The 25,818-nt window shown below is 63.7% G+C and carries 24 protein-coding genes and 1 tRNA gene; 11 read left to right on the forward strand and 14 right to left on the reverse strand.

Going from position 1 to position 25,818, the window contains the following annotated elements; translation table 11 throughout:
• Positions 1-46: 46 nt before the first annotated feature.
• From IVB24_RS11595 to IVB24_RS11610, 3 genes are all read left to right on the forward strand, one after another.
• Complete coding sequence (locus IVB24_RS11595) at positions 47-631, forward strand: HutD family protein (protein ID WP_247772915.1); 585 nt, start codon at positions 47-49, stop codon at positions 629-631.
• 114 nt (positions 632-745) lie between these two features.
• On the forward strand, positions 746-1,936 hold the full coding sequence (locus tag IVB24_RS11600) for an adenylate/guanylate cyclase domain-containing protein (RefSeq protein WP_247772916.1): 1,191 nt from the start codon (positions 746-748) through the stop codon (positions 1,934-1,936).
• Positions 1,937-2,696: 760 nt separating this feature from the next.
• Positions 2,697-3,491, forward strand: a complete 795-nt coding sequence (locus IVB24_RS11610) for an adenylate/guanylate cyclase domain-containing protein (RefSeq protein WP_247772918.1) — start codon at positions 2,697-2,699, stop codon at positions 3,489-3,491.
• Between the two features lie 13 nt (positions 3,492-3,504).
• On the opposite strand, the gene IVB24_RS11615 is transcribed toward IVB24_RS11610, so the two are convergent.
• Positions 3,505-3,780, reverse strand: coding sequence for a hypothetical protein (locus IVB24_RS11615; RefSeq protein ID WP_140477422.1), 276 nt, complete (start codon positions 3,778-3,780; stop codon positions 3,505-3,507).
• 365 nt (positions 3,781-4,145) lie between these two features.
• Here IVB24_RS11615 and IVB24_RS11620 point away from each other — a divergent pair, with 365 nt between their 5' ends.
• Positions 4,146-4,355, forward strand: coding sequence for a hypothetical protein (locus IVB24_RS11620; protein ID WP_247772919.1), 210 nt, complete (start codon positions 4,146-4,148; stop codon positions 4,353-4,355).
• A gap of 44 nt (positions 4,356-4,399) precedes the next feature.
• Here IVB24_RS11620 and IVB24_RS11625 read toward each other — a convergent pair whose 3' ends face one another.
• From IVB24_RS11625 to IVB24_RS11645, 5 genes are all read right to left on the reverse strand, one after another.
• Positions 4,400-5,896, reverse strand: a complete 1,497-nt coding sequence (locus IVB24_RS11625; protein WP_247772920.1) for a sugar ABC transporter ATP-binding protein — start codon at positions 5,894-5,896, stop codon at positions 4,400-4,402.
• Positions 5,893-6,987, reverse strand: a complete 1,095-nt coding sequence (locus IVB24_RS11630) for a hypothetical protein (RefSeq protein ID WP_247772921.1) — start codon at positions 6,985-6,987, stop codon at positions 5,893-5,895. The genes IVB24_RS11625 and IVB24_RS11630 overlap by 4 nt, the downstream gene beginning before the upstream one ends.
• Complete coding sequence (locus IVB24_RS11635; protein WP_247772922.1) at positions 6,984-9,101, reverse strand: SMP-30/gluconolactonase/LRE family protein; 2,118 nt, start codon at positions 9,099-9,101, stop codon at positions 6,984-6,986. Before IVB24_RS11635 ends, IVB24_RS11630 begins: the two co-directional genes overlap by 4 nt.
• Before the next feature lie 78 nt (positions 9,102-9,179).
• Positions 9,180-10,196: a sugar ABC transporter substrate-binding protein gene (locus IVB24_RS11640; protein ID WP_247772923.1), complete on the reverse strand. Its 1,017-nt coding sequence runs from the start codon at positions 10,194-10,196 to the stop codon at positions 9,180-9,182.
• A gap of 39 nt (positions 10,197-10,235) precedes the next feature.
• Positions 10,236-11,207 carry an ABC transporter permease gene (locus IVB24_RS11645; RefSeq protein WP_094973719.1) on the reverse strand — a complete coding sequence of 324 codons (972 nt, stop codon included), beginning with the start codon at positions 11,205-11,207 and terminating at the stop codon, positions 10,236-10,238.
• Between the two features lie 241 nt (positions 11,208-11,448).
• On the opposite strand from IVB24_RS11645, the gene IVB24_RS11650 reads away from it, so the two are divergent.
• The gene (locus IVB24_RS11650) at positions 11,449-12,411 is read left to right on the forward strand and encodes a helix-turn-helix domain-containing protein (RefSeq protein ID WP_247772924.1); all 963 of its coding nucleotides are present in this window, start codon (positions 11,449-11,451) and stop codon (positions 12,409-12,411) included.
• A gap of 30 nt (positions 12,412-12,441) precedes the next feature.
• Here IVB24_RS11650 and IVB24_RS11655 read toward each other — a convergent pair whose 3' ends face one another.
• The 4 genes from IVB24_RS11655 to IVB24_RS40040 form a co-directional block, all read right to left on the reverse strand.
• Positions 12,442-12,633: a hypothetical protein gene (locus IVB24_RS11655; protein WP_094973721.1), complete on the reverse strand. Its 192-nt coding sequence runs from the start codon at positions 12,631-12,633 to the stop codon at positions 12,442-12,444.
• Between the two features lie 213 nt (positions 12,634-12,846).
• Positions 12,847-13,215 (reverse strand): rhodanese-like domain-containing protein, encoded by a 369-nt coding sequence (locus IVB24_RS11660; RefSeq protein WP_247772925.1) that lies wholly within the window; start codon positions 13,213-13,215, stop codon positions 12,847-12,849.
• Positions 13,216-13,459: 244 nt separating this feature from the next.
• A complete protein-coding gene (locus IVB24_RS11665) occupies positions 13,460-14,683 on the reverse strand; it encodes an amino acid permease (protein WP_247772926.1) in 1,224 nt (407 codons plus the stop codon).
• 168 nt (positions 14,684-14,851) lie between these two features.
• Entirely contained in the window at positions 14,852-14,980 is a 129-nt protein-coding gene (locus IVB24_RS40040) for a hypothetical protein (protein ID WP_018455653.1), read from the reverse strand.
• A 282-nt stretch (positions 14,981-15,262) separates the two neighbouring features.
• Between IVB24_RS40040 and IVB24_RS11670 the strand changes: the two genes are divergently transcribed.
• The 5 genes from IVB24_RS11670 (at position 15,263) to IVB24_RS11690 (ending at position 20,314) form a co-directional block, all read left to right on the forward strand.
• A complete protein-coding gene (locus IVB24_RS11670; RefSeq protein WP_247774074.1) occupies positions 15,263-16,864 on the forward strand; it encodes an alpha-amylase family glycosyl hydrolase in 1,602 nt (533 codons plus the stop codon).
• A 24-nt stretch (positions 16,865-16,888) separates the two neighbouring features.
• Positions 16,889-17,896 (forward strand): glycosyltransferase family 4 protein, encoded by a 1,008-nt coding sequence (locus IVB24_RS11675; protein WP_247772927.1) that lies wholly within the window; start codon positions 16,889-16,891, stop codon positions 17,894-17,896.
• 95 nt (positions 17,897-17,991) lie between these two features.
• Complete coding sequence (locus IVB24_RS11680; protein ID WP_247772928.1) at positions 17,992-18,798, forward strand: FRG domain-containing protein; 807 nt, start codon at positions 17,992-17,994, stop codon at positions 18,796-18,798.
• Positions 18,799-18,914: 116 nt separating this feature from the next.
• Positions 18,915-19,133 (forward strand): hypothetical protein, encoded by a 219-nt coding sequence (locus tag IVB24_RS11685; protein WP_247772929.1) that lies wholly within the window; start codon positions 18,915-18,917, stop codon positions 19,131-19,133.
• A complete protein-coding gene (locus IVB24_RS11690) occupies positions 19,133-20,314 on the forward strand; it encodes an abortive infection family protein (protein WP_247772930.1) in 1,182 nt (393 codons plus the stop codon). The genes IVB24_RS11685 and IVB24_RS11690 overlap by 1 nt, the downstream gene beginning before the upstream one ends.
• A gap of 562 nt (positions 20,315-20,876) precedes the next feature.
• Here the strand turns inward: IVB24_RS11690 and IVB24_RS11695 are convergent.
• A tRNA-Ile gene (locus IVB24_RS11695) sits at positions 20,877-20,952 on the reverse strand.
• A gap of 347 nt (positions 20,953-21,299) precedes the next feature.
• Entirely contained in the window at positions 21,300-22,274 is a 975-nt protein-coding gene (locus IVB24_RS11700; protein ID WP_247772931.1) for a tripartite tricarboxylate transporter substrate binding protein, read from the reverse strand.
• A gap of 107 nt (positions 22,275-22,381) precedes the next feature.
• Here IVB24_RS11700 and IVB24_RS11705 point away from each other — a divergent pair, with 107 nt between their 5' ends.
• Positions 22,382-23,344, forward strand: a complete 963-nt coding sequence (locus IVB24_RS11705; RefSeq protein ID WP_247772932.1) for a TAXI family TRAP transporter solute-binding subunit — start codon at positions 22,382-22,384, stop codon at positions 23,342-23,344.
• 69 nt (positions 23,345-23,413) lie between these two features.
• Here IVB24_RS11705 and IVB24_RS11710 read toward each other — a convergent pair whose 3' ends face one another.
• Both IVB24_RS11710 and IVB24_RS11715 read right to left on the reverse strand, forming a co-directional pair.
• A complete protein-coding gene (locus tag IVB24_RS11710; protein WP_247772933.1) occupies positions 23,414-24,628 on the reverse strand; it encodes an ABC transporter substrate-binding protein in 1,215 nt (404 codons plus the stop codon).
• Between the two features lie 100 nt (positions 24,629-24,728).
• Positions 24,729-25,622, reverse strand: a complete 894-nt coding sequence (locus tag IVB24_RS11715; protein ID WP_247772934.1) for a helix-turn-helix transcriptional regulator — start codon at positions 25,620-25,622, stop codon at positions 24,729-24,731.
• Between the last annotated feature and the right edge of the window lie 196 nt (positions 25,623-25,818).

Here is a 25,818-nt window from a genome sequence, read left to right on the forward strand (position 1 = left end):
TAGGCGAGTGACATCCGCCCTTATCGTTTCCGGACGACCTAGAGACATGAAAACCACGTTGCTCAGACCTGAAGACTATACCCGCTCGCCGTGGAAGAACGGCGGCGGCATCTTCACCGATATCGCCGACGCTCATCGCGCCGACGCAGCGGTGAAGGATTGGAGCAGCCTGCTCTGGCGCTTTGCGAGTACGCCGATCGTCGCGCCCGGTCCCTTCTCTCATATGCCGGGCATCGACCGCTTGCAGATGGTGGTCGGTGGGCGCGGGCTGGTGCTCAAGGCCCCGGGGCAGGAATTCGACGAGCGTGAACCTTTCACGACAGTGCGCTTCACCGGCGAGCTCGAGATCGTCACGGAGCTTGAGGCGGGGCCGGTCGAGGTCGTCAACCTCATGGCGCGGCGCGGTGCGGTGGAGATCGAACTCGAAGCGCTCAAGGAGCCGGGCGATCGACCGTTGCCTGCCGGCACACATCTGGTTTACGCACCACACGGCGATTGCCGCATCCGCCTCGATGGTGAGGATTTTTCCATTCCCGGCAACGGCACGCTCAGGATCGAATTGCCCGAGGCATCGAAGCTCGTGCTGGTTTCGGGCATGGTGGTGCTGGGGTCGATCCGGATCGTCGGCTAAGGGAGCGACAACCCCGACAACCCGATGCGCACAATCCATGCAACTGGCCAGGTTGACGCGGCGGAGCCGGGGCACGATATCTGCCCTGGCAGACCACAGTTCGAGGGGCACGATATGAACGCGCAAGACAACCACGCCCCAACGCCAGCCGATAGCGTCATCGACTGGCTGACCAACGGCACGCGCGATGAGCGCTTCATCGACAGCATCTTCGCGCAGATGTGCATCCGCCTGCAGCAGGCGGGCATTCCGCTCAAGCGGGCCACGCTTCACGTCCAGATCAATCATCCGCAATGGCTCGGGGCCCGGATGATATGGTCCGACGGTATGCTGGGGGCCGAGATCGCGCGGGTGGATTACGATGTCCGCGAGCGGTCCGAGTTTATCGGAAGTCCCGCCAGCGAGATCATTGAGGGTGCCGCCGAGCTGCGAGAGAATCTGGAACAAGATCCCTCGCTTGGCCGCAAGCACGCCCTTTACGACGAGATGCGGGTCAGCGGCCTGACCGACTATGTCGCCTGGCCGCTATACCACACGCTCGGCAAGCAGCACGTCGTCACTTTCGCCACCGATCGGTCCGGCGGTTTCGATCCCGCGCATATCTCCGCGCTCCGGAAGATGCTGCCGGTACTGGCGCTGGTCAGTGAGATCCGCATCAAGAACCGGCTGGCGCGAACCCTGCTGGAGACCTATGTCGGCTCCCACGCCGGCGAGCTCATCCTGGCCGGTGCAACCAGACGCGGCACCGGCACGACGGTGCGCGCCGCGATCATGATCTGCGACCTCAGGGACTTCACCAAGATCTCCGACAATTGGCCGCGCGACGACGTCATCGATCTGCTCAACGACTATTTCGATGCGATGTCGGAGCCGATCGCGCGGCACGGCGGCGAGATCCTGAAATTCATCGGCGATGGCCTGCTTGCCATCTTCCCGCTTCAGGCGCCTGACGCCTGCGCGAACCTGCTGCATGCCGTGACCGAAGCCCGTCAGGCCATGGCCGCCTTGAACGTGCGCAACAGCGCGACCGGCCGGGCGCCGCTGAACTACGGCATCGGTGTCCATGTCGGCGACGTTATGTACGGCAATATCGGCTCGACCACCCGGCTCGACTTCACCGTGATCGGCCCTGCCGTCAACATGGCCTCGCGTCTCGAGGCGCTCACCAAGCAGCTGGGACGGCCGGTGCTGCTGTCGCGCGACTTCGCGGAGCTGGTGGAGGGGAAGTTCGAGCTGGAGCGCGTCGGCAAGCACGAAGTGCGCGGCTTCAGCGATCCGATCGAGCTGTTCGCGTATCACGGGTGAAGCGCAGACGCGGTCGGTCGCTGATGTCGATCGTCGGCAACTACTGTTTTGATCCGCTCCAGGTTCCGGTGCATCCGTCGGATCGTCGGAACGTCCCGGAGCCGCTGCGGCCTGAAAACCGCCCTGACATGGTCCAGGTCAGGCTTCCGGCGGCTCCGGTGCCGTAGGTTGCGCCATTCGGACTGACCCGACCGGTGCCGTATTGCCCCACCATTCTGCCGCTGGTGACGACCACCGTGTCGGTGGAGCCGGCGCAGGTTGCGCCGACACTGGTCAGAACCCATGCGCCGTCAAAATTGCCACTCCCGCCGCTTCTTTGCGGCGCGCGGCTCGGTTCGTCGTTCGCTGGCTTGCCGCGGCGTGCGGGCCTTGAAGGCTCGGTCGCAGGAGGCGACCCGCGTGAGCCGGATAGCGACTTCTCGTCGTTGCCGATGCTGCCGCCGGCGCTTCCCGACTGTGCATGCACCATGTCAGGCACAGCGATAACCGCGAGTGCGGCGGACAACAGCGCGGCTTCACGACAATATCGAAATTGGTTTTGCATATCGCATTGGTTTCAAATGAGCGGGTATCGAAGATCGGTCCCGGCAGCCTGCGCCGCGTCAAACATGCCGCAAGATTTGCCGTTCTCGGCGCACGCGTCAAGCGCCGCGTCGTCCGCTCCGCGGCTTGGTTCGCTGCGGATCGTATTGCCAACGCGGCAGTGGCCCACTACGCTTTGCCTCCGGTAGCCCAAGGTCCTTCGATTGCCCGCAGCGACATGCCAAAATTCCTTCGCATTGGAGTCCATCAGTCCAACGTATCCGGCTACACGTCGAAGGCGTGGTGTGTCCGGCGGGTTGGTTCAGCGGTTTTCCTGAAGTGGGGCGCCGTGGAAGTGCAGGGCGCCGGCGATGGGCGAAGGGTCTACTGGACGCGACTGCCGCAGGAGAAGACAGTTCGCTGCCGCACGACGCAGCGCGCGCAGGACTACGCCAAAGCCGCCATCGCCCGGCGCCGCAACCATCGCTACGAACCGCTGGCCGGACCGATCGCGCTCCGGCGCCGATCCGCCGAGCTGAGCGCGGAGCTCAAGCAGGCACTCGCCACCATCCTGATCGTCGATATCGTCGGCTCCACCGCAAAGGCGGCGAAGCTCGGCGATGCGCGTTGGACCAAGGTCATGGGCCACTATTACGCGGCGGTGCGCAAGGAGCTGAAGAGTACGCGCGGCAAGGAAGTGGTGACCACCGGCGACGGCGTGCTGGCGACATTCAAGGCGCCGGCTTCCGGCATCCGCTGTGCGACCGCGATCCAGAGGGCCGTGCGTACGCTGGGACTCGAGATCAGGGTGGGCCTGCATGCCGGCGAATACAGTGTGAGCGGGGGCGAGATGGTCGGTCTCGCGTTTCACATCGGCACGCGCGTCGCCGCCAAGGCGCGGGCCGGCGAGGTCCTGGTCTCGAGTGCGGTCAGGGACCTGATGGCGCAGTCGGAGATCCGGTTCAGGGACCACGGCATGCATCAGCTCAAAGGCGTGCCGGCGCGATGGCGGTTGTACCGGTTGGAGGATTGAAGGGGACCGCCGCCTATCCGCTCGCACCGGTCCGGTCGCATTTCGGGCATCGGCCGTCCGCGGCGAACGCGAGTTGGTGGCCGATCTCTTCCCTGAGAGCGTTCGCCTCGAAGGTCGTGCCGTCGCTCCTGAGCATTCGCTTGGCGCGTTCGTAAGCGTGGCTCTCGGCAGCGTCGTCGCCCACGCGGATGATCACCTCGGCGTGGAAAGGACAGACCGTGGTCGCGCGCGTCGTCTCGAGCGCGTAGCGCACCGCCGCGGAGAGGTCATCGAGGTTAACGGACATCATGGCTGCTCTCCTGATCGAGGCGGTCCCGATGTTGGACTGTCGGCGGCGGTGTTCGTGCCCTGCGGCTGCGTCGGGCCGGTCAGGCAACGTCAATCGGCGCCCGGTTTCCAGGGAAGCATCGAGGCCTAGAAGCCGCTCTTCCGGAGCGGTGGCCGCGATCGGTTGCCCCTGTCTTCGAAGCGGCGCCCGGAGTGCCTAGGAGTCCGGGCTCCGCTTCGTTCGGCACCGGAGCGATATCGCACCCGATGCCACACAGACCCTAGGCGCAGGCGGGCCGTTCGCATTGACCCATCGCAAACATAGGAAAGGCCCTTAAGGGATCGTCCGCAATTTCGCCCGCCGCGGTTCCGGTGCATGAGAGAAGCATGCAGCGCCAGATCCTATTCAGGTGCCCCAGCACCGGCATGAACGTCCAGCATCGGATCGATGACGAGCGGCCCGAGAATTGCGAGCCGGCGGACAGCTATGTGCCCGTGAGGTGCCCGGCCTGCATGTCGCTGCACTTCGCCAACAGCACCACCGGCAAGCTGTTGAACGAGCGAGACCGGGAGTTCGTGCTGCCCCGTTCCGCCTGATCTGTCTGCGTCGACTGTGCCGCGAAGTGGCGGGCGGGCGGCCGTCAGTGGATCGCCGCGTACATGATGGCTTCCTCCGTCGCCTCCAGCGCGGAAAACTCCTCGACCACCTTGCCTTGCCTGCACACCAGGATGCGGTCCGACAGCGCCATGATCTCGGGCAAATAGGAGGAGATCACCACCACCGCCTTGCCCTTGTCGGCCAGCGAATTGATCAACTCGTGAATCTCGACGATGGCTCCGACGTCGACGCCTCGCGTCGGCTCGTCGAAGATGATCAGCTCCGGATCCTGGACCAGCGATTTGGCGATCACGACCTTCTGCTGGTTGCCGCCGGACAATTCGACGACCTTGGCCTCGTCGCCGATGGCACGCACCTTGAGCCGCTCGATCCAGGACTTTCCGGTCGCCGTGCTCTCACGTCGTGACAGCCAGGCGCGTCCTTTCGGAAACTTGGCGAGCAGGCCGAGATAGATATTGCGCGCAATGGACGCGGTCTCGAAGAACCCTTCGACTTTACGATCTTCGGTGACGTAGGCGATGCCGGCCTGCACCGCCGGCGCGGGCACGCGGTAGCGGACCGGCTTGTCGCCGAGGATCACCTCGCCGCCGTGGAAGAAGTCGCGCTTCATGACGCCTGCGACGATCTTGAACGTCTCGGTACGCCCGGCGCCGACGAGACCGAAGACACCGGTGATCTGGCCCGCGAACACCGACAGCGAATTGTTCTTCACCATCGGCGCCATCTTCAGGTTCTGCACCGTCAGCACCCGCTTGCCCGAGGTGCGCACCTGCGCCTTGCGCGCGCCGTAGAGCGTGTTGGAGAGGTCCCGCCCCACCATCGCCTGGACGATGCGCGCCCGGTCGAAGCGGGAAGCATCGTCGGTCACGACATGCCTGCCGTCGCGCAGCACGGTGATGCGGTCGGCAAGCAACAACGCCTCTTCGAGGGCGTGCGAGATGAAGATGATGGAGACCCCGCGCTTCTTCAGGTCCTTGACGAGGTCGAAGAAGTATTTCTTCTCCTCCGGCGTCAGCGTTGCCGTCGGCTCGTCGAAGATGATGACCTTGGCCTTGTGCAGGACGGCGCGGGCGATCTCGACCATCTGCTTCTTGGCGGCGCCGAGGCCGCCGACCGTCGCGGTGGGCGTCACGTCGAAGTTGAGCGATTGCAGGAATTGCTGGGCCGCGATGTAGATGCCGCGCAGGCGGTTGTAGAATTTCTCCTGACCGAGAAACAGGTTCTGCGCCACCGTCATCGTCGGCACCAGGCTGTTCTCCTGGAACACCATGGCAATGCCAAGGTTGCGCGCCTCCAGCGGGGTCTTCAGAGTAACGTCGGCCCCGTCGACCGTCATGGCACCGGAGGTCAGCGTCACGACGCCGGCCATGACCTTGGTCAGCGTCGATTTTCCCGCGCCGTTTTCGCCGACCAGGGCGTGGATTTCGCCGCGCCGCAGGTCGAAATCGACGCCTTCGATCGCGGGCACGCCGGCGTAGAGCTTGGTCGCCTTCGACAGCGACAGGACGAGGTCGTTCATGCGCGGGCCTCCTCGCCGAGGGATGCCAGCGGCAGCCTGATGACGCGGCCGGGGCCCTTTGCGATCATGACGAGGTGGTCGCCGACTTCGACGGCGGCGACGATGCCGTGGTTGACGCCATCGGCCCGGCTGTGGAGCGAATAGCGCGGCAGGCCGTCGGCTCCGAGCCGGATGACGAGACCGTATGACCGCGGCGGCGCCCAGGGCTTCATCACGCCCATGGTCTTGATGTGGGCGCCCTGCAGCGGCTCCTTGAAGGAATTGCCGGAGCGCAGGCGCGGCGCGACCCAGAATTCCGGGGCGATCTCGGCGATCATGCGGCGGCGATAGGCCGGCTCGCGCAGCACGAACTCGACCAGTTGGGTGCGTGCGGTGAAGGCGGTGAGCCAGAAGCCGCCGCCGCGCGCCGGCGAAAGCCGCGACGGATAGACGGGGAGGTGACGGAGCAGATCCTTGCGGCTCCCATCCGGCGCGATCGAAACCAGACGATGCCGCCAGCTTTCGCTGACGAGCACGTTGCCGTCGCTCGCGATGGCGCCGAACGCGTAGCCCAATCCGCCGGCAAGCTGCGTGATCGCGCCCGACTTGGGATCGAGCCGCAGTACCCGGCCGGTCTTGCCGAGCTCCATCAGATCGCGGGCCCAGTCGCCGGCATCGTGCAACGACGATCCGTCGGTTGCGATCAACGTCCCGTCGCTCGCGGGAGCCAGCGCATTGACGGCGTGCAGCCCTTGCGTGAAGGCGGCCCTGGGCGCCTCGACCGCGGCGTTGTCGTAGAGTCGGACCTCGGTGCCGCCAAGCGCGACGGCGAGGCCTCCATTGGGCAAGGACGCCAGCGCGGAGATCGGCCGCTCGAAGGTTCGAACCGTCGTTGTCGAACGTCCGGTCAAGCGTGTCAGCCGGGCGCCGTCGGCAATGAGCAGCGAACTGCCGTCCGCGGCGAGATCCTCCGGCGCGTCGCATGCGAGCAGGATCTCCGCCTGCTCGAGCGCCTGGTTCGGCTTCAATGCCCCGTCGAACGATGGGACGGTGATGGCTGCCTCGCCCCGGCCGAGAAAACGGTTGGCGAATTCGCTGATGGCGGCGATCACGACGGCTTCCCCCAGCGCTTGTCGTACTGCACGAAGTCGGGATCGGCATTGTCGAGCTTGAAGCGGCCGATCCGGTTGTTGGCGATGCCGCCGAGATAGAGATAGCCGCGATGCTCGCGCATCGATGTGATCATGGGATGGTTGAGCCCCTTGAGGTCCCAGAACGATTCCAGGATCTTGCCCTTCTCGTTGAACTTGACGACGCAGCCGGTGTTGATGTTCGGGAACAGCCATTCGTCGACCGGCACCCGCTTGGCCATGCGCCGGCGGAAGCCCGGCATCTTCCAGGCGAGATCCAGCGACGGGCTGCGCATGCCGACCAGCGCCAGCCAGTAATTGCCGTCCGAGGCGAGGTTGATGTTGTCAGGATAGCCCGGCAGATTGTCCATGACGATCTCGACGTCACCCTTCTTCGGGCCGGCGAACCAGTAGCGCTTGATCGAGCAGCCGAACGTCTCCGCGAAAAGGATTGATTGCCCGTCACTGGCGACCGCGACGCCATTTGGGAATTTGAGGCCGCGCAGCGCGGTATGGGTGGTACCGGTCTTGGTGTCGTAGCAGATGATGCGGCCATTGCCGCGCGCCTCCAGCCCGTCGACCGGCCACTCGTCCATCTCGTAGCGCACGGTGGCCTCGGAGAAGAAGATCAGGCCGTCGTCAGTGATGTCGAGATCGTCGGCGAGCCGCAGGCGGCTGTCGTCGTTCACGGAATAGAGGCTGCGGTTGGTCTCGTCCGTGGCTTTCTCCACGGTGCCGTCGGGCGTGATGCGATACAGCCCCATGCCGCCGATGCAGACGTAGAGATTGTCCTGCTTGTCGAACGCCATGCCGAGCGGCTGGCCGCCGATATGGGCGAACACCTCCATCCGTTCGTAATCGGGTGGGAAGAATCGGATGATGTCGCCGTGACGGGATCCGGCATAGAGCACGTCGTTGCGGTCGAGGATGACGTCCTCGGGCGCCTCGATCCGGCCGAGCCCGATCAGCGAGACGTCGCGCAGCTTGTCGTTCTGCTCGAACGGCCCGCCGCTGCCGATCTCGGTCGGCGGCGGAGGCGGTAGCGCGTGATAGGTCGGGGCGACATAGACCTTGCTGATGATGCGGGTGCGGTTCTTCTGCCAGCGGATGTCGACCATCGCCGCCGCCAGCAGGATGCTCGCCAGCGCCATGCGGTTGACGCCGCCGCGCGCGTTCATGGCGGTCAGCCCGTTGGTGACGAGGAGTACGATCAGCACGCCGACCATGGACTTGACCACCGAGCCCTTGCCGCCGCCGAGCGTGATGCCGCCGAGCACGGTCGCGGTCAGCACGATCACCTCCAGGCCGACGCCGATATCGCCGCCGACCGTGCCGAGCCGTGCGGCGAAGAACAGCGCGCCGATGCTGGTCAGCACGCCGCTCGCGACATAGCAGAGCGCGATGGTGCGACGGACCGGAATGCCGGAATTGTAGGCCGAGCGCCGCGAGCCGCCGATCGCGGTGATGTGCCAGCCCGGCCGCAACCGCGTCAGGAAGACGTGACCGAAGATCGCGATCACGATGTAGACCAGCGCGACGCTGGGGATTCCGAACACGCTGCCGCCGCCGATGAAATCCCAGGAGGGAATGTCCGGGAAGGCCGACGCGATCGCGTTGGAATAGCGCTGGATCAGGAGATCATAGGCCGAGCGGTAGATGATCAGTGTGATCAGCGTGGTGATGAAGGCGCGCAGCCTGAGATATCCGATCAGCACGCCGTTCACGGCGCCGAGTAGCCCGCCGACGATCATGGTGACCACCACCACTGCGGGGACCGGCCAGTTGAGCACGTCGAGCAGATAGAGCGCGCAGAAATCCGTCAGTGCGAAGATCGACCCGACCGAGAGATCGATGCCGCCGACGATGACGACCAGCGCCATGCCGAGGCCGATGAAGCCGATCTCGCCGGCCTGCCGCGCGGTGTCGGCGAGGCTCGCAGGCGACAGGAAGTGCTCGAGCGAGCGGCTGAGTGCGAAGCCGATGATCAGCAGCAGGATCACCGGGATGGCGGTTTCGGTCCATCGTTTGGACAGGATCTCGCCGAGGAGATGGTCCGGCCAGTAGCGGTATCGGAGCCTCGTCAGTGTCTCGCGCATCTGCCTTCCGCTGATTCCATGAGCAAGGTTGCGCGTTCCGCGACCCGAAGGTGCGGAACGCGCAGCTTCAGTGTGCGATCACTTCTTGAGATCGGAGAGATTCCAGCAGGTCATCTGGTTGTCGGCGTTCTCCCTGGTGATCGGAATCAGCGTGGTGTATTCCGAACCCTTGACCGAGCCCGCCTTGACGCCCGACGACAGCAGCCATTTGATGGTGCCGGCCATCTGGGCTGCCTGCGTCGGCACGTCGTAGCTCATGTCGAGATCGAACGAACCGTTCTTGACGAGCTCGCAGGCGCCCTTGCGCTCGCCGCCGCCCGACGTCGCCAGGAACACCTTGCCGGTCAGGCCGGCTTCCTTGATCGCGGCGGCGGTGCCGATGTCCATGCCGTCCCAGAAGCCGACGATGCCGCAGAGATCCGGGTTCTGCTTCAGCACCGTCTGGGTGATCGCCTTGGCCTTGGCGGCATCCCAATCCGCGGCCTGGCTGGAGACGACCTTGATTTCGGGATGCTTGGCGAGGACGTTCTCGACGCCCTTGAGCGTGTAGGCACTGGCCGCCGCCGAGAGCGCGCCCTGGATGATGGCGATCTTGTTCGACTTGCCCTGGCAGGCCTTCACCACGCCTTCGGTCTGCCGCTCGCCGATCTCGATCCAGTTGGCGCCGACGAAAGCCGAACTGCGATAGGCCGAGCCCATGTTGATCTGGATGACGTAGATGCCCTCGTTCTCGGCGCGCTGCAGCAGCTTGGCGTAGGTCTGCACGTCGGGATTGTGGATCACCATCACCGCCGGCTTCTCCGAGATCAGCGAGGTCACGGCTTGCGCGCCGGCATTGGTGTTCCAGTTGGGATCGCGGATCACGAACTTGACGCCGTACGGCTCGAGCTCCTTCTTGAGGCCGGCGTACCAGCCTTCGGTCAGGTCGAAGTTCATCGCGACCGGCACGTAGGCGACGGTCTTGCCGGCAAGCGCTTCCCGGAACGGCTTCTGGAACGGCTCGTCGAGGCCCTGCTGGGCGAGGGCCGGAGCCGCGACGGCTGAAATCGCCAATGCGGCGATACTTCCAAGCGCGAACTTATGAACGCTGGCCATTGTCTTCCTCCTTGTTGGATACGCGTTTTTTCAGGCAGATCAGATGTCGCCCTGTTGGGCCGTTTCTTCGTTTCGTGGATTGAGCAGGGTGTCGGTGATGACGGCGATCAGGAGCACGAGGCCCTTGATGAGGTTCTGGCCGGCATAGGGGACGTTGAGGATCGTCATTCCGTTCAGCATCGTGCCGATCAGCAGCGTGCCGATGATGACGTTGACGACCCCGCCGCGCCCGCCCGACAGGCCGATGCCGCCGAGCACGACGACGAGGATGACGTCGTAGATCAGCGTCGAATTGAAGATCCGGGTCGGCATGGAGTTGACGGACGCCGCCAGCACCAGGCCGGCAAAGCAGCCGATCAGCGCCGCGAGGACGTATTGCAGCACGATGACCGGCCGCGACGGGATGCCGGTGACGCGCGCCGCGAACGGGTTGTCGCCGATCGCGTAGATGTAGGCGCCCCAGCGCGTCTGGCGCAGCAGCACGAAGACCACGACGCAGGCGATCGCGAACATGACGATCGAGGTGGGAATGCCGAGGATGCTGCCCTGACCGAGCCGCTCGAAGCCGGCCATGCCGTCGCTCCATTGCACGACGTCGAGCTGGAAGAGGGCGGCTTGGCCGAGACCGGCGACGAACAGGCCGGTCGCCAGCGTCGCGAACAAGGGCGGCACTTCCGCATAGGCGATCAGCCAGCCGTTGACGAGACCGACCGCGATCGCCAGCAGGCCGGCGGCGAGCAGCGAGGCCGGCAGCGAATGGCCGTTCTGCACCATCTGCAGCACGAGGCCGGCGGGGACCGCGAGTGCCGCGATCAGCGACAGGTCGATGCCGCGGCCGATCACGACGATCGCCATGGCCAGGCCGAGGATGCCGAGCACTGCCACGTTCTGCAGCAATGTCAGCATGTTGTCGGCGGAGAGAAAGCCGTTGAGGAAGACCGAGAAGGTCAGGAAGAGTGCCGCGAAGACCGCAAACACGATCTCCTGTTGGCTGACCCGAACGCGCTTCATCGCCTGCCTTCCCTGGGATCGGCATCGCGCGTGCGGGATCGCCGTCTCGGCGCGCGCTTGCCTCCCCCCGTCCCAAGTTTGTTTTGCGCTTGATAGGCGAGAGAGCTCACGCTGACTTGCGTCAACGCGCAAACCTTTTGCGCTGGCGCGCAAAGAGTCTTGCGCGAAGCTGACAGGAACCTAAAATCCGCCGGCAGTTTTTGTGCGCTGCACAGATATGTCTCGACGTGACGGGCCGCCGATGGATCTCGTGTTTACGACCGAGGAGCTGGACCCTGCCAAGCGCTTTGCCGCCTGGCAGGATGCCATCTGCGACCACTACGTTCATGTCGACGTGAACGCGGTGAAGCCGGCCGACTATCAGGGCTTTATCCGCGAGGCGCAATTTGGCCCCGTCACGATGAGCGACGTCTTCCTGTCGGAGCAGCGGATATCGCGGCGCGAGCGGCACATCGCAAAGCTCGACAAGGATTGTTACTACGTCCAGTTTCTGCAAGCCGGCAGCATGGACGTCCTTCAGGCCGGCCAGACGCTGGTGACCAGCCCGGGCATCGGCGCGATCTTTTCGGCCTCCGATGCCTACGATCTGGAGTGCTCGAACCAATTCCGCTCATTGTATCTGGAGATCCCGCGCAAGGAGTTTTCGTCGCGCTTCGCCGAAGGCAAGATGCCGTCGGCGGCAACGATCGCGACCGGGCGGGGCCTGGGGCGGATCGCCGCCGAATTCTGCGCGCTGCTCGCCGCGGAGGCCTCGAGCCTGGAGGAGACGGCGCGAGGCCGGCTCGGTCACGAGCTGATGGATGTGCTGGCGCTCGCGCTGGACATGGGCGACAAGGACGAATTCTCCGAGGACGCCACGGCGCGGAATGCGCGCCTGCGCTCCGTCAAGGCCTGGATCGAGGAGCACCTGACCGATCCGGATTTGTCGCTGGAGAAGATCGCCAGGAGCAACGGCGTCTCGCTCCGGCATCTGCATTATTTGTTTCGGTCGACCGAGATGTCGGTGTCCGAATGGATCCTGAACCGCCGCCTGCAGCGTTGCTACGACGCGCTGATGCGCCCCGAGCTGCGCGCGCTCTCGGTGACAGAAATCGCCTATCGGCTGGGCTTCAGCAGCTCATCGCATTTCAGCACGGTGTTTCGCAGGAAGTTCGGCCACAGCCCGTCCGAGCTGCGCCGGCGGCAGGCGACGTCGATCGAGTAGGAGGGGGGCGAAAAAGCGCAGGCTGTCGCGTCACGCCGACCAGCGGTCCTGTTCTTCCCGGTGCGCCTGTTCGTTCAGCCGGTCGGCCAGGTCGTCCGCGATCTCTTCGGACTCGGCCGAAGCCACCGGCTCGCCCTTGTGCGTCCTGAGCTTGTCCTTGTCGGCTTCGATCGGGAAGTCGTCAGGTGTCAGTCCGGTATCCTTGGCGGTAGGCTTATTCATGGCGCGCCTCGCGGAGTTCCAGTCTCTTGGGGAACAACGCGCGTGAAGGCCGATTGTTGCGGTGAAGCTGAAATCCCGGCCGGAGACCCGGGCCGAAATGCGCATGACCCCGCCGCAACCAAGGACCTCATCCTGAGGGCCCGCCGCAGGCGGGCGTCTCGAAGGATGCGCCGCGGGCGAGCTATCGATCCTGCGCTACCCGTCTGGGTCGAGCTACTTCTCGACCGCCCCCGTCCAGTCCTTGAAGCCGCCGAGATTGAAGACTTTCTCGTAGCCCATGTCCTTCAGCAATTTGCCGGCCAGCGCCGACCTGCCGCCGGACGCGCAATAGAGGATGACGGACTTGGTCCTGTCGAACGCCTTGTCGTGCGACGGCAGCTCCGGATCCGCGCGAAACTCCAGCATCCCCCGCGAGACATGAACGGCGCCCGCGATCTTGCCGCTGGCCGCGACCTCCGGCGCATCGCGCACGTCGACGACCAGCGTGTTGCCGGCTTTGATCATCGCTGCGGCCTCGTCCGACGTGATCTTGGGGACCGCCGCGTTCGCGGCTTCGATCATTTGCTTGACGCTAATTGGCATGCGGTGTCTCCGTTCGTGCTTTCGGGTGGAAGATAGCACAGTGGCCGGTCCTTGCCTCATCCGATCGGAGAAGCTCTCAGCGCTGAAAAGAACCCTCCGTGCCGGACCGGCAGAGCAAAATCATTCCTCCGCCGCGGCGTTCAACTGTTGTCGATGTTTGCCCTCGGGGGACCGACCCCATTGGTGTGGGTTGCGCGGTTTCAGGCCGCAGGTGCCGGCCGGCTCGGCGCCGCCGCATCAAGACCTACCCCAACATATCGATCACGAGCAACGAGCCGGTCGTGAACAATCCGGCAGCCGGCACCCACATCGGAACGACGAATACGCCGGCAGGAGGAACCGATTCAGCTGCCTTGATCCGGAGCAGCGCCAGATTGACCAGGGCAAAGATGCCGAGCGTCAATCGCGAGGTCCACTCCGCCAGGCCCGTCAGCGGAACGCCGAGCGCAAGGATCAGGATGGCGCCGACCGCGAACAGGGTGGCGACAATGGGCGTGCCGGTTCTCGCGCTCACGCGGCCGAGAAATGCGGGAAGGCTACCCTGGTCGGCAAGGCCATACAGCACGCGTCCGATCATGATCATGTGAACGATGATACCGTTGATCGTCGCGACGATCGCGATGGCGCCCAACACCTGCAGAGGAAGACCCGTCAGCCGCTGAAATACCAGCGCGAGCGGCGCGGGGGAACGCGCGAGCTCGGCGGGAGGCACCGCGACGACGGCGATCCAGACGACGCCGGCGTAAAGAAGCGCGGTCGCGCCGAGCGTGATGAGGAGCGCCCAGGGCAACGTCCGCAGAGGATTCTTCATCTCCTCGGAAATGTTGACCAGGTGCTCGAAGCCGATGAACGCAAACACTGCGAGCAGCGAAGTTTGTGCGATCCCGGTCCATGCGCCGGTCTCGCCGGCCGAAGGCCAGAGTTCAGGGAGCCGCGAGACCAGCGAGCCGCCATTGAACAAGCCGGCCGCGAGGATGAGGATCAGTCCTCCGATCTCGATGACCGTCATCAGCCCGGCAAAGCTGATGGACTGAACTGCGGACAGGCAAGCGACGGCTCCCATCGCGAGCACGACGCCGGCGATGATCCACGCGGGAGAGAGCGGCAGGAAGACACCGATGTAACCGGCGCTGCCGACGCTGATCGTGGCGCCTGAAATCGTTGCCGCCGCCACGACGAGCAGTCCTGTGGCAACGCTGAGCCATTTCCGGTGGAAGGCGGCCTGGACGTAAGCCGCCTCGCTTGCCGCGACCGGCAGTCGCGTGCCCAATTCGGCAAAGGTCCCTGCGGTCATGCCCATCACGACCGCAGCGGCGAGGAACGCGAGAGGCGCGTGCATGCCGCTGCGCGCCGCTGCCGCCCCGACAAGGACGTAGATTCCGGCGCCGATCGTGACGCCCAGCCCATAGAGCACCGCATGCGTCAACGTCAGCGAGCGGATCAGCTTCGGCCGTTCTTGATTGGTCATTTTCTCAGGTTGCCGGAGGGGCCCGTGAGAGTCGAGGTGGCTTGTTTGTCATGGCGGCGAGAGCAGTGCTTGATGCCGATCAATGGGCTGGCTGTCGGCGATGGCGATGTCTAGCCGAATAGTCGGCGAGGCCCGCGCGGCGTCAGGGGCCGAGAGGTCATCAACCCCTCAGCGCACGCCCGTGCCTTTGCAGCGTTGGCACTTCACCACCTTGTCGCCCTTCTTGAGCAGGCCCTTGCCCTCGCAATTCTTGCATTTCTGCTTCTTCTTGATGTTCGGGCCTTTTTCATTGGTCATGAAAGTCTCCTGCCCCGAGAGGGCGGTTGTGTGCGGGGGCTCGGCGGAACGGCCAATATGGTCCGATATGCGCTGCGGGTCCATGCGCCGCGGGTTCATCTGCACGTCCGGAACCGCACAAATCCGTCGACATTCGCGTCCCGCAGGACCACGGTGCCTGCCATGACGCGGATGGCAAAGCTCCGTCGTGACGCGAAGGGTGGACCAGTCTTGACGGTACCGCGTGATCAGTAGGTGCCGATCGGCGCACACGTCAGCGCCCGGTTTGCGGGCTCGGTTGGCATGACCGCGCTCTGGTGGCAGACAGGCGTGATCTATCAGATCTACCCGCGCTCCTTTCAGGACAGCAATGGCGACGGCATCGGCGACCTCCAGGGGATCGCGCAGCGGCTTGACTATCTCGCAGGCCTCGGCATCGACGCGATCTGGATCTCGCCCATCTCACCATCGCCGATGGTCGATTTCGGTTACGACGTCGCCGATTATTGCGACATCGATCCATGCTTCGGCACCTTGGCGGATTTCGACGAACTGCTGAGGCAGGCGCATCGGCGCGGGCTCAAGGTGCTGCTCGACTTCGTGCCCAACCACACCTCCGACCAGCATCCATGGTTCGTCGAGAGCCGCGCTGCGAGAGACAATCCGAAAAGAGACTGGTACATCTGGCGCGATGCCGCCGCGGACGGCGGCGCGCCCAACAACTGGATCAGCGATTTCGGCGGCTCGGCCTGGCAATGGGACGCGGTCACCGGGCAATATTACTATCACGCCTTCCTGAAGGAGCAGCCGGATCTCAACTGGCGTCATCCCGATGTGCAGGCGGCGATGTTCGACGTGATGCGGTTCTGGTTCGACCGCGGCGTCGATGGCTTCCGCATCGATGTTCTCTGGCACATGGTGAAGGCGGCGGACTTCCCGGACAATCCGCCCAACCCGGACTATCGCCCCGGCATGGGCGAGATGCACCGCCTGCTGCAACGCCACTCGACGGACCAGCCCGAGGTGCACGGCATTGCCTCAGGGATGCGCGAGGTCGCCGACAGCTACGGCGCAAGAGGACTGGGCGAGCGGGTGCTGATCGGCGAGATCTATTTGCCGGTCGACCGTCTCATGCACTATTACGGCCGTGAACGCCCGGGCGTGCATCTGCCGTTCAATTTCCAGCTCATCGACATGAAGTGGGACGCGCGCACCCTTGCGGCGGCCATCACCGATTATGAGGCCGCGCTTCCGCTAGCCGGCTGGCCGAACTGGGTGCTCGGCAACCACGACCGTCCCCGCGTCGCCACCCGGCTGGGGCAGGCTCAGGCCCGCGTCGCGGCGGTTCTGCTGCTGACGCTGCGCGGGACGCCCACGCTCTATTACGGCGACGAACTCGGCTTGAGCGACGTCCGAATCGAACCCGCGCAGGTGAAGGACCCGCGCGAGTTGCGTGAGCCCGGGTTGGGGTTGGGCCGCGATCCCGTGCGCACGCCGATGCCGTGGGACGGCAGCGACAACGCGGGTTTCAGCACGGCCAAACCGTGGCTGCCGCTCCATGCCGACTGGCGGACGCGCAATGTGGCCGGGATGACGGACGACCCGCGCTCCATCCTGACGCTGTATCGTCGCCTGCTTGCGCTCAGGCGCGATCATCCGGCCTTGTCGATCGGCGACTTCGCCCTGGTGACTGTCGAGGACGAGCTCCTGGTCTACGCGCGCCGGCACGAGTCGCAGCGCTTGCTGGTGTCGCTCAATTTCGGGGAACGGCCGCACCGTCTGCAATTGCCGGAGTGGGCGCGCGGGAGCCGGCCGCTCCTGTCCACGCACGAGGATACGCCGCTGGCCGAAGACGACGCTCTCCTGCTACGGTCGCATGAAGCTGTCGTGCTCGAGGCTCGATAGCTGAATTCAGAAGAGGATGGTCGTTTGCGCATTGCCATGCTGGCGCCGATCTCCTGGCGGACACCGCCGCGCCACTACGGGCCCTGGGAGCAGGTCACCAGTCTCCTGACCGAGGCGCTGGTGGCGCGCGGCGTCGATGTCACCCTGTTCGCCACGCTGGACAGCAGCACGTCAGGTCGTCTCGATGGAGTCTGCCCGGCGCCCTATTCCGAAGATCCCGCGATCGACGCGAAGGTGTGGGAGATGCTCCACGTCGCCCATGTGTTCGAGCAGGCCGGACAATTCGACCTGATCCACAACCAGGCCGATTTCGTCCCGCACGCGTTCTCGCGGCTGGTCGACACACCAATGGTGACGACCATCCACGGCTTCTCGTCGGACCGCATCTGGCCGGCCTACAAGCGCTACGAGGATCGCGTCCACTATGTCGCGATCAGCGAGGCCGATCGCCATCCGGACCTGCGCTATGCCGCAACCATCCACCACGGCATCCCGCTTGCAGACTTTCCATTCGATCCGCATGGCGGCGAAGACCTGCTGTTCTTCGGCCGCATCCATCCGGACAAGGGCGCCGCCGAGGCGATCACGGCGGCCCGTCGATCGGGACGGAAACTGGTCATGGCCGGCATCGTCCAGGACCAGGCCTACCACGATGCGCAGGTCGCCCCCGAACTCGACGGCCGCACAATCGTCTATCTCGGCCCGGTCGGCGGCGCGGCGCGCGCGACAACGCTGGGCTCCGCGCGCGCGCTGCTCCACCTCATCAATTTCGACGAGCCGTTCGGCCTGTCGGTGGTGGAAGCGCTGGCCTGCGGAACGCCGGTCATCGCCCGCAACCGCGGATCGATGCGCGAGCTGATCGACGACGGCGTGACCGGCTTCCTGGTCGACAGCCTCGACGAAGCGGTCGATGCGATCGCCCGCATCGACCAGATCGATCGCGCCGCCTGCCGCGCCGCGGTGTCTGAGCGTTTCACGGTGGACCGGATGGCGGATCGGTATCTGGGATTGTATCGGGAGATATTGGGGTGAGAGGTCGATGTCATCAGACTATGTTCGTATTTGATTCGGTTTGGCGATCCTCTATTAGATGCGATCTAAGGTTTTAGTTGCCGCAGGAGATATACTTGGCCGACACCGAGGTCAGTTGGGAGGACTTCAAAAAAGAAGCTGCATCGCTTGCAGATAGAGCGCGTGACGAGGGTTCGATAGTCCTGTTTCGAGGTCAAGCTTCAAGTGAGTGGCGATTACAAACCACTCTAGAACGAAGCGGCCTGTTAGAAGAAGTGGCTGATTATTATCGGACGGCTTTACGTGTGAAGCCTGAGGTTGAGGCATACACGGGTCTAACGTGGAGCGACGAACCATCAATTTACGAAATCGAGCGCGATGTGTTGGCTGGTTACGACACCTTCAGTTCAGTCATGCTACGCGGCTCGTTGCCCCATTACTCATATCTGGCCTATTTGAGGCACCACGGCTTTCCGTCCCCACTCCTAGATTGGAGTGCATCGGCGATGGTGGCTGCATTCTTTGCATTTCGAGGTGCCGACGCTGAAAACGTAGCGATCTACGCCTTTCGAGAACGGGACGCTAGTGGCATGAAAACAGGCGGAAGCGATGAACCCGTGATAAGACTTCTTGGCCCTTACGTCGCAGCTCCAAAGCGTCACTTTGCTCAACGCTCGTATTATACGGTATGTACGCAGTGGCAGGAAGTCAGTCCGTACTTTCTTGAGCATACGAATGTTTGCAAGCCATTCGATCCGAAAGCAGATTTTCAACAAGATATTCTCTTCAAGTTCGTCCTGTCCAACAGTCAGCGACGTGAAGTAATAAGAGAGTTGGCCGAGTACAATTTGAGCGCCTACACTCTCTTTGGTTCAGAAGAGGGGCTTATGGAAAGCTTAGCCATGCGCGCAGAGTTTGACTGAACGTCAATCCAGCCAAAAGAGCACCAATGGCGCTTCGGCCTACGCAGATTTCAGCGAGCCATCCGTTGCATTTTCTTCATGGGCTCTCAAACCCGCGAGGCGGTCGGAGTCGTTGCGTGCACTGTCACCGCAATCCCGAGTGCAAGGATGAGCTCAAGCATCTTTCGGCGAAAGCGGAGGTCTCTGAAAAGCTTATTCTCGTTATTGCCGCCAAAACGGTGCGGCGATTCAAGCAGGTGTGGTTAGATCAGAAGAAAACGCCTCCGCTGGACAAAAAAGTGGTCAGTATCGTCGATGCCATGCAGCATCGATTTCCTATTTACATAGAGCTCTGATGTCGAACAGGACCGCAATACCCGATCGAGCCACGACAGCCCGCCTGCGGCACCTGATTACATCAGTCATCTCCGGTCATAAATCATACTCAGTGCCGAATATCTGCGCACAGTACGGCCTAGCGGCGGGAACTGAAGAAGAAGCCTTTCGCAGCAAGTTTAAATATGTGGTTGCCCGCCTGGAGTCGCTCCCGGCGGCGGAAGTCCTCAGGGTCGCCCGCGCCGTGCAGAATGAAGAAGGCGATGCTGATCTCGGTGAGGCCTTGACCAAGCTCGAAGAGCAAGGCGGCCAGCAAATCACACCGCTGACGCGCCAACGCATCGTTGCGGAGATCCACGCCGTGCCTTTGTCGGGCAATATGGATGAAATCGAGTTTCTCAAGAAGCTCTGGCCGATCGACAAGATGAACCCGCCGCGCTTTAGCGGAGAAGCGACGATGGAGGATTATATCTTCCGTCACCGTATCAGAAACTTCGACATGTCGAATACGGATGTTCTGGAACTGCTCGGCATCAAGGAGTGCTCGCAGAAGCATTTTTTCAGATTGCTGGAGGCCATGCTAGATCCGCTTTGCCGCGACCTTCCGGAGCAGGCAGATCTTGTAACGCGCTTGAACCGCCATCTTTTCCACGACGGGTATTGTGTCGATGAAGTTCGCCGTATGTCGGGTGCGCCTGTATATGCGGTTCGTCTGCTGACTAAGCCTGGCACGACACCCGCCGACGACGAAATATCAAAAGCGCTCATGGCCTTTAACCCCGGCGAAATTCATGCGCGCTGGCAAGAGGCCCTGACGCGCCGCGCGTCCGATCCGCGTGCCGCCATAACATCTGCCCGGACACTGCTCGAAGACACCTGCAAATGGATTCTCCACGAGGCTAACGAGACGTTCAAAGATGACGACGATCTTCCGGCGCTATATCGCCGGTTGGCCAAAGTACTTAAGCTTGCGCCTGACGATCACACGGAGCAAGTCTTCAAACAGATTCTCGGAAGCTGTCAATCGATCGTCGAGTCAATCGGTGCGATTAGGAACAAGCTTGGTGACGCTCATAGCCAAGGGCCTCTGAGAGCCAAGCCACAGCCACGCCATGCTCAGCTGGCAGTCAATCTCGCGGGTACCATGGCCACGTTTCTGATCGCAACCTGGGAGACAAGGAAGCCCGATTGGCCGTCCTGATTCTAGGGCGTAATGCCGGAGCTACCTGTCGGGCACCTTTTTATTTGCATTGGCTCATTTTGCACGGGCCCGGTGCGCCGCTTAAATGCAGGCTGTAATTTTCTTCCAGTGAGTGCTTTATCAGGATCAACAACTTGTCGTATGCTTACGACATGGATTGACCAGCTCCTGATAACGATCGAACATGAGACCGCCCCGAGGGCGGATGACCTTGGCGAATTGTTCCTTGCGCTTGCGCGCGACTACAACGACATGACCAAAGGACGTGTGCTGGTCGTCTCCAGCATCCATCAAGGTTCGATCTGGGCGACCCTTACCGATTGAGCTCTGGTAGCAGTGCCCTACCTGAAAGATGCCGTCGAGATCGCAAAGGGCACCAAGGCGCTCGCCGACTTCGGCAAGCTGTTGAGGGAGCAGATTAACCGAGCGAAGTCCCCGGAGGCTAAGAAAGGTCAGCCGCGAAGGCGCAAGAAAAATGGCCAGCGATCTGTGGAAGCGTCCGCTTCGCTTGCCCTTCGCGGCATCGGCTTGCCTAGCCGAAGCTCGCGAAGCGAGCGAAGGCTGGTGGGCCCGGCAGGACTCGAACCTGCAACCAGACCGTTATGAGCGGCCGGCTCTAACCATTGAGCTACGGGCCCCGCCGCGAGCGGCTCGCGGGAACGCGTGGCCGGCAACGGTGCGCGGTTCGTTTACAGGGATGGCGGCGGGGGTGCAATGCTGGCACTTAGTGGATGGAAACACCGGCGCAGCAGACCTGTCAGTTTTGAATACCCGAAATTGGCGATGATGCCCTTCTAGTCCTGTTTTGCCCGACGGGTCAAATCGCCTCCCGCCAAGGCTCGTTTTTCGATTCCGTAACCCCTTGTGATCGCTTGATCTTTCTACTGTGCATGGGGTTGTTTTCGCAAATTTTGATGGGAGGGGTCTTCCGATCCCCTCCGATGTCGCGTTGGCGCGATGCCGGCTTGCGGCAGTTCCCCCGGCTTCAGTCCACCGAGACCCCGGCGAACGCCACCACCTTGCGCCACTTCTCGGTCTCGTCGGTGACCAGCTTGCCGAACTCGGCCGGCGTCATCGGCTTGGGGATGCCGCCGATCTCGGCCAGCTTTGCCACCAGCTTCGGATCCTTCAGCGCTTCGCCGACGGCCTTGTTGATGATCTCGATCGCCTCGGGAGGCGTGCCCTTCGGCGCGGAGATGCCGTAGAAGCCGACCGATTCGAAGCCCGGCACGGTCTCGGCGATCGCGGGCACGTCGGGCACGATCGGCCAGCGCTGCGGCGAGGTGACGCCGAGCGCGCGGACAGTGCCGCCTTTCACCTGCTCCAGCGCGGAGGGCAGATTGTCGAAGATCAGCTGCACCTTGTTGGAGATGATGTCGGGGAAGGCGATCGCCGATCCGCGATAGGGCACGTGCACCATGTCGCATTTGGTCATCACCTTGAACAGCTCGGCCGACATGTGCACCGAGGTGCCGTTGCCGGAGGAGGCAAAGGAGATCTTGCCGGGGTTGGCCTTGCAATAGTCGACGAACTCCTGGACCGTCTTGGCCGGGAACGCGTTGGAGACGACCAGCATGTTGGTGAGCTGCATGATGCTCGCCACCGGCACGGTATCGCGGATGAAATCGAACGGAAGCTTCTTGTAGAGCGAGGTCGAGATCGCGTTGTTGGGCGCGACGAACAGCAGCGTGTAGCCGTCGGGCGGCGAATTGATCGCCGCGGCGGCGGCGATGTTGCCGCCGGAGCCGGTGCGGTTCTCGACGATGACCTGCTGGCCGAGCCGGTCCGACAGCCACTGCGCCATGATCCGCGCCACGATGTCGACCGGGCCGCCGGCGGAAAAGCCGATCAGCCAGTGGATGGGACGGTCGGGATAGGCGGCGGAGGCAGGAGGGGTAGCGCTGAAAAGACCTAACAGGACTGCAAGCCCGAAAACACCGTGACGCAAAATTCGCAACATGACGCCTCCCATTGTTCTATTGTCGTTGAGGGGCATGCTTTCACAAAATCGGGCCGCTGCCTACTTCGCCGCACGTCGGTGTTGACGCAGCCCCGCCGGGAATGACCATGAGATTCGCGATCATCCTTCTTGCTGCAGTGCTGCTCGCAAGCCCCGCTGCCGCTCAAACCGGAGGCACGGCCATCTCGACCACGACGATCAGCTTGGGCACCGCGACATCCGGCGGCGGCTTCCCGCTCTACGGCAACGCGTTTGCGGAGGTGATGAACGCGGCCGATCCGCAGATCGCCATCGCGCCCCGCAACACCAAGGGCAGCAACGAGAACATTCCCCTGCTGGAGAAGGGCGAGCTCGATCTCGCGCTGGTTGCGGGCGAGCCGGCCTATGAGGCGTTTGCCGGCATCGGCCGCGCGCCGGTACGATTGAAGATACTGACGGCGATCTATTCCAACCCCGGCATGTTCGTGGTGCGCGCCGACAGTCCCTACAGGACGATCCGCGATCTCGTGGGACAGCCCGTTGCGTTCGGCGCCAGGGGCTCGGGCCTGCCGATCCTGGCGCGCTACGTGCTGGATGGGCTCGGCCTGAAGCAGGACGAAGACTTCAAGGCGGTCTATCTCGACCGCGCCGGCGACGGCCCCGCGATGGTCGAGGACGGCCGCGTCGCCGCGCTCTGGGGCGCCGGCATCGGCTGGCCCGGCTTTGCCGCGGTCGCATCGAGCGCGTCAGGCGCGCGCTTCATTGCCCCCAGCGTGGACGAGATGACGCGCATCCGCGCCAAGCATGCGTTCCTGAAGCCGCTCTTGGTGCCCGCAGGCAGCTATCCGAAGCAGGACGCGCCGATCGCTTCGCTCGGCTCCTGGAGCTTCGTGCTGACCCGCGAGGATCTGCCCGACGATGTCGCCTATCGCCTGGCGAAGACGCTGCATGGTGTCGAGGCGGTTTTTTGCAGGAAGCTCGCCCAGGCCTGCGAGACCACGGCGTCGAACACCGTCGAGGCGGCGCCGAGGCCGGACCTGATCCATCCGGGCGTGTTGAAGTATTTCCGCGAGATCGGGGTGGTGAAATAGCGAGTGGCGAGTTGCGAATAGCGAATGGACGCAATCCATTCGCTACTCCCTATTCGCCACTCGCCAATCTCACTTCTTCACCAGCGGGCACGCCTGGTCCGGCGGCCCGAACGCCTTGTCGCCGGAGATCGTGGTGAGGATCTTGTAATAGTCCCACGGATACTTGCTCTCCTCCGGCGTCTTCACCTGCACCAGCCAGAGGTCGTGCACCATCAGATTGTCCTCGCGAAGCTTACCGTTGCGGGCGAAGAAATCCTCGATCGGCTTCTCGCGCATCTTGGCGGCGACCTTGAGCGGATCGTCGGTGCCGGCGTCCTTGATGGCGTTGAGATAGTGCATCACGCTCGAATAGACGCCGGCCTGCCACATCGACGGCATCTTGTTCAGCTTTGCGAAATAGCGCTTCGACCATGCGCGGGTCTTGTCGTCCATGTCCCAGTAGAACGAGGTCGTCAGCAGCAGGCCTTGCGCGGCCTGCAGGCCGAGGCCGTGGATGTCGGTGATCAGTGCCAGCAGCGCCGCCATCTGCTGGCCGCCCTTGAACACGCCGAACTCCGAGCCGGTCTTGATCTCGTTCATGTTGTTGGGCGGACCTGCGGCAATGCCGATGATCTTGGCCTTGGAGGCCTGCGCCTGCAGCACGAAGGAGGAGAGGTCAGGCGTCGCCAGCGGCGGCCGCACCGAGCCCAGCACCTTGCCGCCATTGGCGTTGACGACCGCGGAAGCGTCGCGCTCCAGCGAATGGCCGAAGGCGTAATCGTCGGTGATGAAGAACCAGCTGTCGCCGCCGCGCTTGACCACCGCGTCCGCGGTGCCGACCGCGAGCGCGCGGGTGTCGAACACCCACTGGATCGCATAGGGCGAACAGAACTTGCCGTGGAAATCCGCGGTGCCGGTGGAGTGGGTGATGAACAGCCGCTTCTTCTCGTTGGCGATGTTCTGCACCGCGAGCCCGACCGCCGAGACCGGCACGTCGACGATCAGATCGACCTGCTCGACGTCGTACCAGCGCCGCGCGAGCGAGGCGCCGATGTCGGCCTTGAGCTGGTGGTCGCCGACCACGATGCTGATCGGCTTGCCGAGGACGGTGCCGCCGAAATCGTCGATCGCCATCTGCGCGGCCGTCACCGAGCCCTGGCCGGTCGGCGCGGAGGCCGGGCCGTTCATGTCGGTGAGCACGCCGATCTTGACGATGTCGTCGGAAAGCTGCGCCGACGCCGCGCCGGATAGCAGCGCCGCCGTCAAGGCGGCCGCGACCGGCAGTCCAAATCTGATTGGATTCACGCTTGTCCTCCCCTGATCCGGCGCGTTGGCCGGTGTTGCCCCGAGTGTGCCCCCGGCTGAATTGGTTTCTTTTGCAACTATTTTGGGGCGGGCGTCAATGTCAGGCTGCGAAGCGGATCTGTCCTGCGGGGGAGGGATCGTAGCCGGTCAGCTCCTCGGCGCGCTGGCGCAGCCGCCGTTCGTTCAGGAATCCGATCAAGGCCCGCATGGCGGGGCGGAAATAGCTGCGCTGCCGCATCGCGAGGTCGAAACTCTCCCAGACCAGCGGCACGAAATCGAGGCCGGCCGAACGCGCCGCGGCGCGCGTCGCGATGCCGCAATCGGCCTGGCCGGCGCGGACCAGTTCGGCGAGATCCGGTCCGGTCAGGGCCGGCGTCTCGACCCGGCGCAAATCCCGCGTCGAGGCGCCGGCGCGCTTCAGGAGCAGGTCGAGCAGCATCTGCGCGCCCGTGCCCTGCTGCCGCATCGCCATCCGGGCGCCGAGCGCGAGCACGTCCGTCAGGCCGTTCAGGTGCCTGGGATTGCCTTGCGGCAGCACGAGTCCCTGCTCGCGGCGCACGAATGCGACCAGCACCGCATCGTGCAAATCCGGAGCGGCGCGCAGCGCTTCGACACTGGCATCCCCGGTGAGATCGTCGGAAGCATCCAGGCTGTGAAAGTGTATCGCCGCTGCCATCACCTCGTTGCGCTGCAAGCGCTCGAGCCCGCGCACGCTGCCCTCGCTCATCGATCCCAGGCCCGAGCCGGATTCGCGCAAGGCCCAATCCAGCAGCTCGTCCTGGCTGCCGCCCACGACCGGCGGCGGCTCCGCGATCAGCATGCCGGCCGGACGCGCGAGACCCGAGAGTACCCAGAGGTCGAGTTCGTGCCGCGGGAAGAGCCACTTCCCGGTCACCTTGGTGCAGGGGATCGCGCCGGTGGTGACGAGTTCGTAGAGCTTGCGTTCGCCGAGCCGAAGATAGTCGGCGGCTTCGCTGGTCGTCAGGAATTCCATCCTGCATTCCTATGCAAATTCTTGCTTCTTTTTGACGTTCGACGCAGGTGGAATTCTGCATTTCAATTCCCGTCCGCGGGACCATGCCTGATCATCTCGCTGCTTTGCAACACATCCCGGCGCGCGATCTCCGCTTTGGTGAACGATCTTGAATCGCTTGCGCGGTGCGCAGGATGCCTCGCAACGTTGCCGCTAT

Source organism: Bradyrhizobium sp. 192, assembly GCF_023100965.1.
GTDB classification, from domain to species: domain Bacteria; phylum Pseudomonadota; class Alphaproteobacteria; order Rhizobiales; family Xanthobacteraceae; genus Bradyrhizobium; species Bradyrhizobium symbiodeficiens.